The 7,661-nt window shown below is 45.3% G+C and carries 7 protein-coding genes; 4 read left to right on the plus strand and 3 right to left on the minus strand.

The annotated features are described in order from the left end of the window. Positions 1-1,242: 1,242 nt before the first annotated feature. The 3 genes from BOO20_RS11700 to BOO20_RS11710 form a co-directional block, all read right to left on the minus strand. Positions 1,243-1,731: a DUF3368 domain-containing protein gene (locus BOO20_RS11700; protein WP_076792879.1), complete on the minus strand. Its 489-nt coding sequence runs from the start codon at positions 1,729-1,731 to the stop codon at positions 1,243-1,245. Further along, on the minus strand, positions 1,715-1,975 hold the full coding sequence (locus tag BOO20_RS11705; protein ID WP_076792884.1) for a UPF0175 family protein: 261 nt from the start codon (positions 1,973-1,975) through the stop codon (positions 1,715-1,717). The genes BOO20_RS11700 and BOO20_RS11705 overlap by 17 nt, the downstream gene beginning before the upstream one ends. 127 nt (positions 1,976-2,102) lie before the next feature. Further along, the gene (locus tag BOO20_RS11710; RefSeq protein WP_076792881.1) at positions 2,103-2,531 is read right to left on the minus strand and encodes a DUF6088 family protein; all 429 of its coding nucleotides are present in this window, start codon (positions 2,529-2,531) and stop codon (positions 2,103-2,105) included. 173 nt (positions 2,532-2,704) lie between these two features. Here BOO20_RS11710 and BOO20_RS11715 point away from each other — a divergent pair, with 173 nt between their 5' ends. From BOO20_RS11715 to BOO20_RS11735, 4 genes are all read left to right on the plus strand, one after another. After that, the gene (locus tag BOO20_RS11715) at positions 2,705-3,859 is read left to right on the plus strand and encodes an IS4 family transposase (protein WP_233120982.1); all 1,155 of its coding nucleotides are present in this window, start codon (positions 2,705-2,707) and stop codon (positions 3,857-3,859) included. A gap of 422 nt (positions 3,860-4,281) precedes the next feature. Beyond that, the gene (locus BOO20_RS11725) at positions 4,282-6,678 is read left to right on the plus strand and encodes a DEAD/DEAH box helicase (protein ID WP_076792882.1); all 2,397 of its coding nucleotides are present in this window, start codon (positions 4,282-4,284) and stop codon (positions 6,676-6,678) included. A 373-nt stretch (positions 6,679-7,051) separates the two neighbouring features. Beyond that, complete coding sequence (locus BOO20_RS11730) at positions 7,052-7,405, plus strand: type II toxin-antitoxin system RelE/ParE family toxin (RefSeq protein WP_076791945.1); 354 nt, start codon at positions 7,052-7,054, stop codon at positions 7,403-7,405. Beyond that, the coding region (locus BOO20_RS11735) for a helix-turn-helix domain-containing protein (protein ID WP_076792191.1) at positions 7,398-7,661 on the plus strand (264 nt) is incomplete at its 3' end. The genes BOO20_RS11730 and BOO20_RS11735, both read left to right, overlap by 8 nt.

The following is a 7,661-nucleotide window of genomic DNA, read 5'->3' on the forward strand; positions in this document are numbered from 1 at the left end:
ATTCAGGTTAAGTTGTCGAAAAAAATAAGTCATATTCAGCATTAATCTGCATTGTTGCTGACAGCCTGATACAGCTCATTTTCATCGGTTATGGTGTCCTGTACCAGTTCATCATTGCTAACCTTGTGAATGTTACCGTCAGCGTTGAGCATTGAACATGACAAGGCGGTTCAGTCTGGTCCAACGCATTGTTACAGACTCTTGACTATTTGTTGGCTCGGCAATCATTTTATTCCAACAGCTTTGAAAAATGTATAACAGAACACACCGTCTGGTTCCGCGCTCCGATACAGTTCCTTGATTCCTTGGTCGAAAACGTGTTGTTCAACTATTCCTGCCTTGATTGCTGACTCACGGGAGTAGTGAGGGACGTTCCTGAAATCATGAAGTTGCAATAAACACAATGCAGCGTTATCCTTTCGGAATACTAACCAACCAGAAGAGGCCTGCCGAGAAGTCCGAGACTCGATTCGCCGGACACATTGCATCATATGATGATATGGGGTATCGAAAAAAGAGAGTTCGTTGCCGACGATGAAGATCGCGATATATCGGTATCCGGAGTGGGGGAAGCTGCCTTTTAAACAGGAACGAATAGCCATGCCTGGGCGCTGACGGCCAATCATGCACATATTCTTCTCAATAAGCGATCAACCAGGACCCTCTGCAAACATGAGGAATTTCCTTGCCGAATCGTATGCCCAGACGTCTCCGCTGCTTGGGGTATCGGCATCGACAGTGTGACAAATTATCAAAATCGCTACTTTTGTGGGTGGGGTGTAACTTAATGATTTCAGGATGTCCCCATTGCACGCAACAACAGTTTCATATCGAAGGAATTGTCGAAATACTCTTTCAGAGCCGATTACATGTATGGAACGATCAAGGAAGCGAATAGCATGCTAAAGTATGAAGTATCAGCAACTGACAGGGGAAACAGAAAAGCCTGCAGGTTTGTGCTGCAGGCTTTATAAGAAGGATAAGGTTGTGGACGATAGAAGATTCGAACTTCTGACCTCTACAGTGTCAATATCATACCGAGGCTATATGCTATTGATATAAAAGGAGTTACTGGCCTATAAAAATTTTCGCGTAACATACGCGTAACAAAAATTTTATCAAAATCTATCAACAATAATCAACAACGAATACATTACCACCATATCTCACTAATGACATTTTGTACCTTATTCCGGATGAACAATCCGGTTGTGGTACTTTTTTTGATCTCTATGCGAATGATTATTCCAACTCCCCTGCTAACACAAGAATCCGACGCTTCACATCATCTGAAACCCACATTCCCGCATCAGTCAAACGATTGACATACGGCTCTACCTTACTTATGAATCCTTGTGCTTTAATTTCAAGTAATACTTTAAGGGTGCCCCAAACCTGTAAACCGGCAGCATGAGCTGTTCGACGGGCAAGCATATCATCAAGCAAAACAATACAATGCGAATTTTCTAACGCAAGCGACATAGCCGATAATTCTCCAGGGCCAAGATCTAAAGAGAGCCATTCAGAGGGTTGTGCTTTTGGGTTTATGATCCTGAGCCATGAATATTCTGACAGGGTTGGAACATCATATCCACTCTTGAGGCCCACCATTAATTCAACATGCACCGCTTCGGGAGTCCATATTTCCCCAAAAATTTCAGGAAGTCGGTCAATCAATCCTATACGGTAAAGATACAGTAACGGAGAGGTATTGCTAATGGCTTGAAGCATTGTCGCGCTCTAAATCATGTAATTCGGATGCTAGTGGAAAAACATTATAGCGATTGAGACTGAGTAAAAATTCAACCCGGCTCATCCCGGCAAGTTCTGAGGCTCGACCGGATGATAGCCGTCCCATCTCAAACAGCTTAACTGCTGCAAGCACCCTCAGTTCCTTTCCGAAAGCCAGTGCATCAGTCTTTTCTGCAAGCAGAATCTTTTCAGGAATATCAAGCGTGATGTGTTGAGCAGCCATGGTTCTCATTTTTTCCTTTCTTCAATTCAAGCCTTGCCTGAATATGCAAGCATTGTTGTAACAACACACGAAACATATCAAAAATTCGCTGCACATCATAGCACCGCCCGTCACATCAAGAATAAGATCACGATCTCGCGCTGTAATTGTTTTCATACCGAATGGTATGGTTACCGAGTATTAACTTGCGGCTGATTCGACGACAACCCGTATTGAAGGTTGACTGCACCGGAACCTGAGTGCTCTTTGCGGAAGCATAGTCACGTTGTGCCTGACCCGGTTGTGCATCGATATGAAGACGCCTGAATGTTTCCTCTGCAAGAACTTCAAGCGGTTCACGAGGAACCGGCTTGCCGGTGAGCGAGCTGATTCTGGCTTTAGCAAACACTCCGTGCCCGAGACGAACGAGACGCCCCTCTTTGACAAAATCACTGAAGATCCGGCTGATCTGGCTCTGGCTCCCCATTTGCTCAAAATCAGAGCGTAAGACAACTTCACCTCGCCTCATGGTAACGGAGCGGATCATCCTGTCTCTGATGCTTAAACGGGATTTCATGGTACGATGATGCAATAATTAACCATTGACTTCTCTTTATAGTAACAGTAGTGTCCGGTAAAAAATAAAGAAGGTCTGAAAAACACTTGAGAAACGGCGATATTAAAAGCGACCAAGCATTTTATATCATCCCAATACACAAGGAGTTCCAGACCATGAAGCAAGTTACAACGATGTTGGGTGAGTTGGTAAAGATTTTTCCGAGATACGAATTTGAGAAACTCGAAAAGCAGCACCAAAGCAACCACTACACAAAGTATTACACGGGCTGGCAACAACTGATTACCTTGTTATATGGGCAGATTAGCGGTCATGACAGTCTGCGAGGCATTCAAACAAGCCTTGGAGTTCATTCTCAGAAATGGTATCACCTCGGACTTACAGATATAAAACGAAGCACCTTGTCTGACGCCATGAAAAACCGCCCGCATCAAATTTATGAAGGACTGTTCTACAAGTTGCTCGACAAATGCCGTTCAGTCACTCCTGACCATAAGTTCCGGTTCAAGAACCCGCTCTTTTCAATGGATGCCACTGTTATCGACCTATGCCTGAGCGTTTTTCCCTGGGCAGAATTCCGTCAACGCAAGGGAGCCATCAAATTGCACTACCTCTATGACCATCGTGGTTCGCTGCCTGCATTCATGGTCATGACTGATGGCAAGCAGAGCGATATCCGGGTTGCAAGAAGCCAGGAGAAACTTGATTTTTACCTGCTGCCGGACAGCATCATTTCGTTTGACCGGGCCTATATCGATTTCAAATGGCTGTATACCCTTGATCAGCGCAGGGTCTGTTTTGTAACCCGCTCAAAAGCAAACATCCAGTACCGAATCATCGGACAGCATCAGCCCATACGACACAAACTGGTAACACGAGACGAAAAAATTGAACTGGTTGTTGAACAAACGAGGGTGAAATACCCCAAAGTGCTTCGTCTGGTATGCTATACTGATCCGGATACCGGAAAAGAATATGAGTTCATCACCAATAACATGAAACTTGCAGCCTCAACGATAGCTGCCATTTACCAGTCACGCTGGCAGATCGAACTCTTTTTCAAATGGATCAAACAGAACCTGAAAATCAAGTCATTTCTCGGTACCAGTCAGAACGCAGTACTAACGCAGATTTGGGTGGCCATGTGCTATTATCTGCTGTTGTCCTACATCAAATTCCAGACGAAATACCGCCATTCATTGCAGGAATTGACCAGAATGATCGCCGCAGTCGTCATGGAGCAGCGCTTGTTGATCGATATTTTATCTCTCAAAGAACATTCTCTCAAAAAGGTGAGGAATCCGGTACTTCAACTGGCTTTATTTTAACCGGACACTACTGGGATAAAACAGATTTATCTCGTCCAAACAAGGCTGAAAGCTGTTTAAGGTTTAACCATAAACTTTCATCTTCAAGGCGAACTTCAAGTTCCGGGCTGGTATTTCCAGCTTGGTAAATGACTATGTTACCTCTGCCGGAGTCCTTGTTTTCTGGATATGTTACCGGTTGCATCATGCATTATTGGCTGGATTGGCCTGTCATTGTATAATTGAAAGGTACATATTCCCTTGAACATCGGTAAGTCGATAGAATGCAGGCCGAAAATAGTCTGAGTGCTATCCGTCCAATGAATCAATCGAATTTTGTAACGAATTATGTTGCTTTATTCGATTGATTCATGAAGGGTCGTGAAAGGTATTTGCTTAACTTTTATCGTTTCCGTTCCTGAGGGGTTAGAAAATGAATAGCTATGGATGAGGAGAGCAGGTATAACCATGTTTCAGGGCAATTGCCTGATGCATTAAGGCAACTGCACGAAGAAAATGCCAGGTTGAAAGCTCTGCTTGCTGCTAATGGCATACCATGGGATGAGTCTGCTCTCTCGGAAGAAAATTTACCAGAAATCACATCGACATCGACAGTGCAGCGTTCAGCTATGGAAAAAGTTGCACTGTTTGGGAAACTATTCCGTGGCCGCAGGGATGTGTATCCAATTCGTTGGGAGTCTGCCAAAGGAATATCGGGTTATTCTCCTGCGTGCAGCAATGAGTGGCGGAAAGGTATCTGCAATAAACCCAAGATCAAATGTGGTGATTGCGAGCAGCGCTTGCTCTTGCCGGTTACTGAAAATGTTCTTTACCGCCATCTTACCGGCAAGCATACCATCGGTGTCTATCCAATGCTGCCGGATGAAACCTGTTATTTTATTGCGACTGACTTTGATGATGAAAGCTGGCATGATGATGCATCAGCCTTCATGCAATCGTGCAGGGAGTTGAATATTCCTGCCTCTTTGGAGATTTCGCGTTCAGGTAACGGTGCGCATGTATGGATTTTTTTTGCTGAACCTGTTCCAGCGTCAAATGCAAGACAGCTTGGTGCTGCACTTATAAGCCAGACATGTGATCGTACCCGTCAACTTGCCATAAAAAGTTACGATCGTTTTTTTCCTAATCAGGACACTTTACCAAAAGGTGGTTTCGGCAACCTGATTGCGCTTCCGTTGCAGCAAAAGCCACGATCGAAGGGGTTCAGTGTTTTTGTTGATGAAAACTTTGTGATCTATCCTGACCAGTGGGAATATCTCTCATCCATACAGAGACTATCCCGTCTCGAACTGGATTTAGCCGTAAAGCGTTCATGCGGCATTCGTCATCCGCTTGATATCGCTTTTGTTGCAGAAGAGGAGGAACAAAAGCCATGGCAACGCTCAATGCAGAGTTTCAGTCGGATCCCCGGCCCCATGCCTGAATCACTGACTCTTGTACTCGCTAATCAGATCTTCATTGCCAAAGCCGATCTGCCCCAGCCATTGGCCAACCGTCTGATTCGCCTGGCGGCTTTTCAAAACCCCGAGTTTTACAAGGCTCAGGCAATGCGTCTGCCCGTATGGGACAAATCCCGAATCGTCTGTTGTGCTGAAAACTTTCCGCTCCATATCAGTTTGCCGAGGGGATGCTTTGACGCAGTCACCGAACTGTTGCAACAGCACAATATCCTTATGAACGTTCAGGATGAGCGTATATCAGGCACCGAAATATCAGTAACGTTTACCGGTCAGTTAAGAAAAGACCAACAAACGGCAATCACTGAGATCCTCAAGCACCAAACAGGGATTCTCTCCGCACCCACAGCATTCGGCAAGACCGTCATGGCTGCCGCAATAATTGCCCGGCGCAAAGTGAGCACCCTCATTCTTGTTCATCGAGCTGAACTTCTCCAGCAATGGAGGGAGCGGTTATCCGCCTTTCTCGACCTGTCCGGTGCATCTCCTGGTTTTATTGGAAGCGGCAAAAAGAAACTATCAGGCTTGATTGATATCGCCGTTATGCAATCCCTTTCACGGCGTGATGATCTTGCCGTGCTGCTCGACAGCTATGGCCATATCATTGTTGACGAGTGTCATCATCTTTCAGCATTTACTTTTGAGGCAATTCTCAAGCAGGCTAAAGCGGCATATGTTCTGGGACTGACAGCAACACCTATTCGTCGAGACGGTCATCAGCCCATAATCTTTATGCAGTGCGGCCCGGTAAGGTATCGCGCACTTCAAGCAGAAAATGCGCCAGTACGCTTAGAGGTTCGGCCGCTAAACCTATTCTCGCCAGTAATTCCCCAAGGATCTGGTATTCAGGATGTTTTCCGTATCCTCGCCCATGACTCCTCCCGCAACCAAAGCATTGCAAAGGATATTCTGGCTGCATATCACGAAGGTCGAAAGATCCTTGTGTTGACGGAGCGCACAGAACAACTGGAACTGATATGCGAAGTACTTGCTGATCAAATTCCGCATAGCTTTTTGCTGCATGGCCGGTTGACAAAAAAACAGCGCGTAGGCACGCTGGCACGTCTTGCAGAACTTGATGATTCGGTTCCACGGGTAATTCTGGCAACCGGGCGCCTGATTGGTGAAGGATTTGATCATCCCCCTCTTGATACCATGGTGCTTGCCATGCCTATTTCCTGGCATGGAACATTACAGCAGTACGCAGGGCGTCTGCACCGTGAACATTTCAACAAGGGTGAGGTGCGTATCTACGATTATGTCGAGCATGACAATCCGCAGCTTGCACGAATGTGGGAAAAACGCCAGCGTGGTTATCGAGCAATGGGGTATCGTATCAGTATGCGTGGAGTAATATTCTGATTGAAGTAATATTGTATCTCCCTTTCCGGGCTTGAATTTTAATTGATGGGTAATTGATAGATCTGTTTGAATAGGTGTTATTGATATGATTAACTTGTTTTTATTAAATCAGTTGTTTCTGTAAAAGATAATTGATGGGTGATTGATTCAAAGAGGCATTGATGACTAATCCAGCCATGACTGGCCCAGTTGTCCCACAACGGCATATTACGTGAGTACAGTTAAACTTTCGTAAAGGTTGGATTAACAGACGAACAAAACATAGTGGCGATGGTAGTGACCATGATCCGGCATGGGTTGAACTGGAACTGCAGAGCAGGCAACTGAACGAATTTCTTTTGTGAATAGTTAACTAATTCGTTAACAATCGTCCATGCGAGAGATTGTTTTCTTTAAGACCCGTGCCGGGAAAAGTCCCGTAGAAGACTATCTGGACACGCTTTCTGAAAAGGAAGTCCAGAAGGTACTGTGGGTGCTCAGACTTGTCAAGGAGTTGCCCACGGTGTCGACCGAGTATTTCAAGAAACTCCAAAACACGTATGGTATATGGGAGATCAGAGCAAAACAGGGAAGTAATGCCTTTCGGCTTTTAGGATTTCTTGACCAAGGAAGCTTTGTTGTTCTTACCAATGGTTTCTCAAAGAAGACTCAGAAAACCCCGGCATCAGAAATTGTACTCGCTGAAAAGCGGAAAACAGAATATCTATCGAGGAAAAACCATGGATGATCTTGAACGATACATTAAGAAGCGGAAAGATGAGTCCCCGGATTTCGCAAAAACTTTTGAACAGGGTTACGAACAATTCCGGATCGGGGAGTTACTGCGCCAGGCAAGAAAACGTGCAGGTCTGACCCAGGAAGATCTGGCTGAAAAATTGCACACCAAAAAATCGGCAGTCTCCCGCATTGAGAACCATTCGGAAGACATCCGGCTCTCAACGCTGAGCCATTATGCCGAAGCTCTGGGTAAAAAGCTTACCGTA

This window comes from Chlorobium sp. KB01, from assembly GCF_001975465.1.
Lineage (GTDB): Bacteria > Bacteroidota > Chlorobiia > Chlorobiales > Chlorobiaceae > Chlorobium.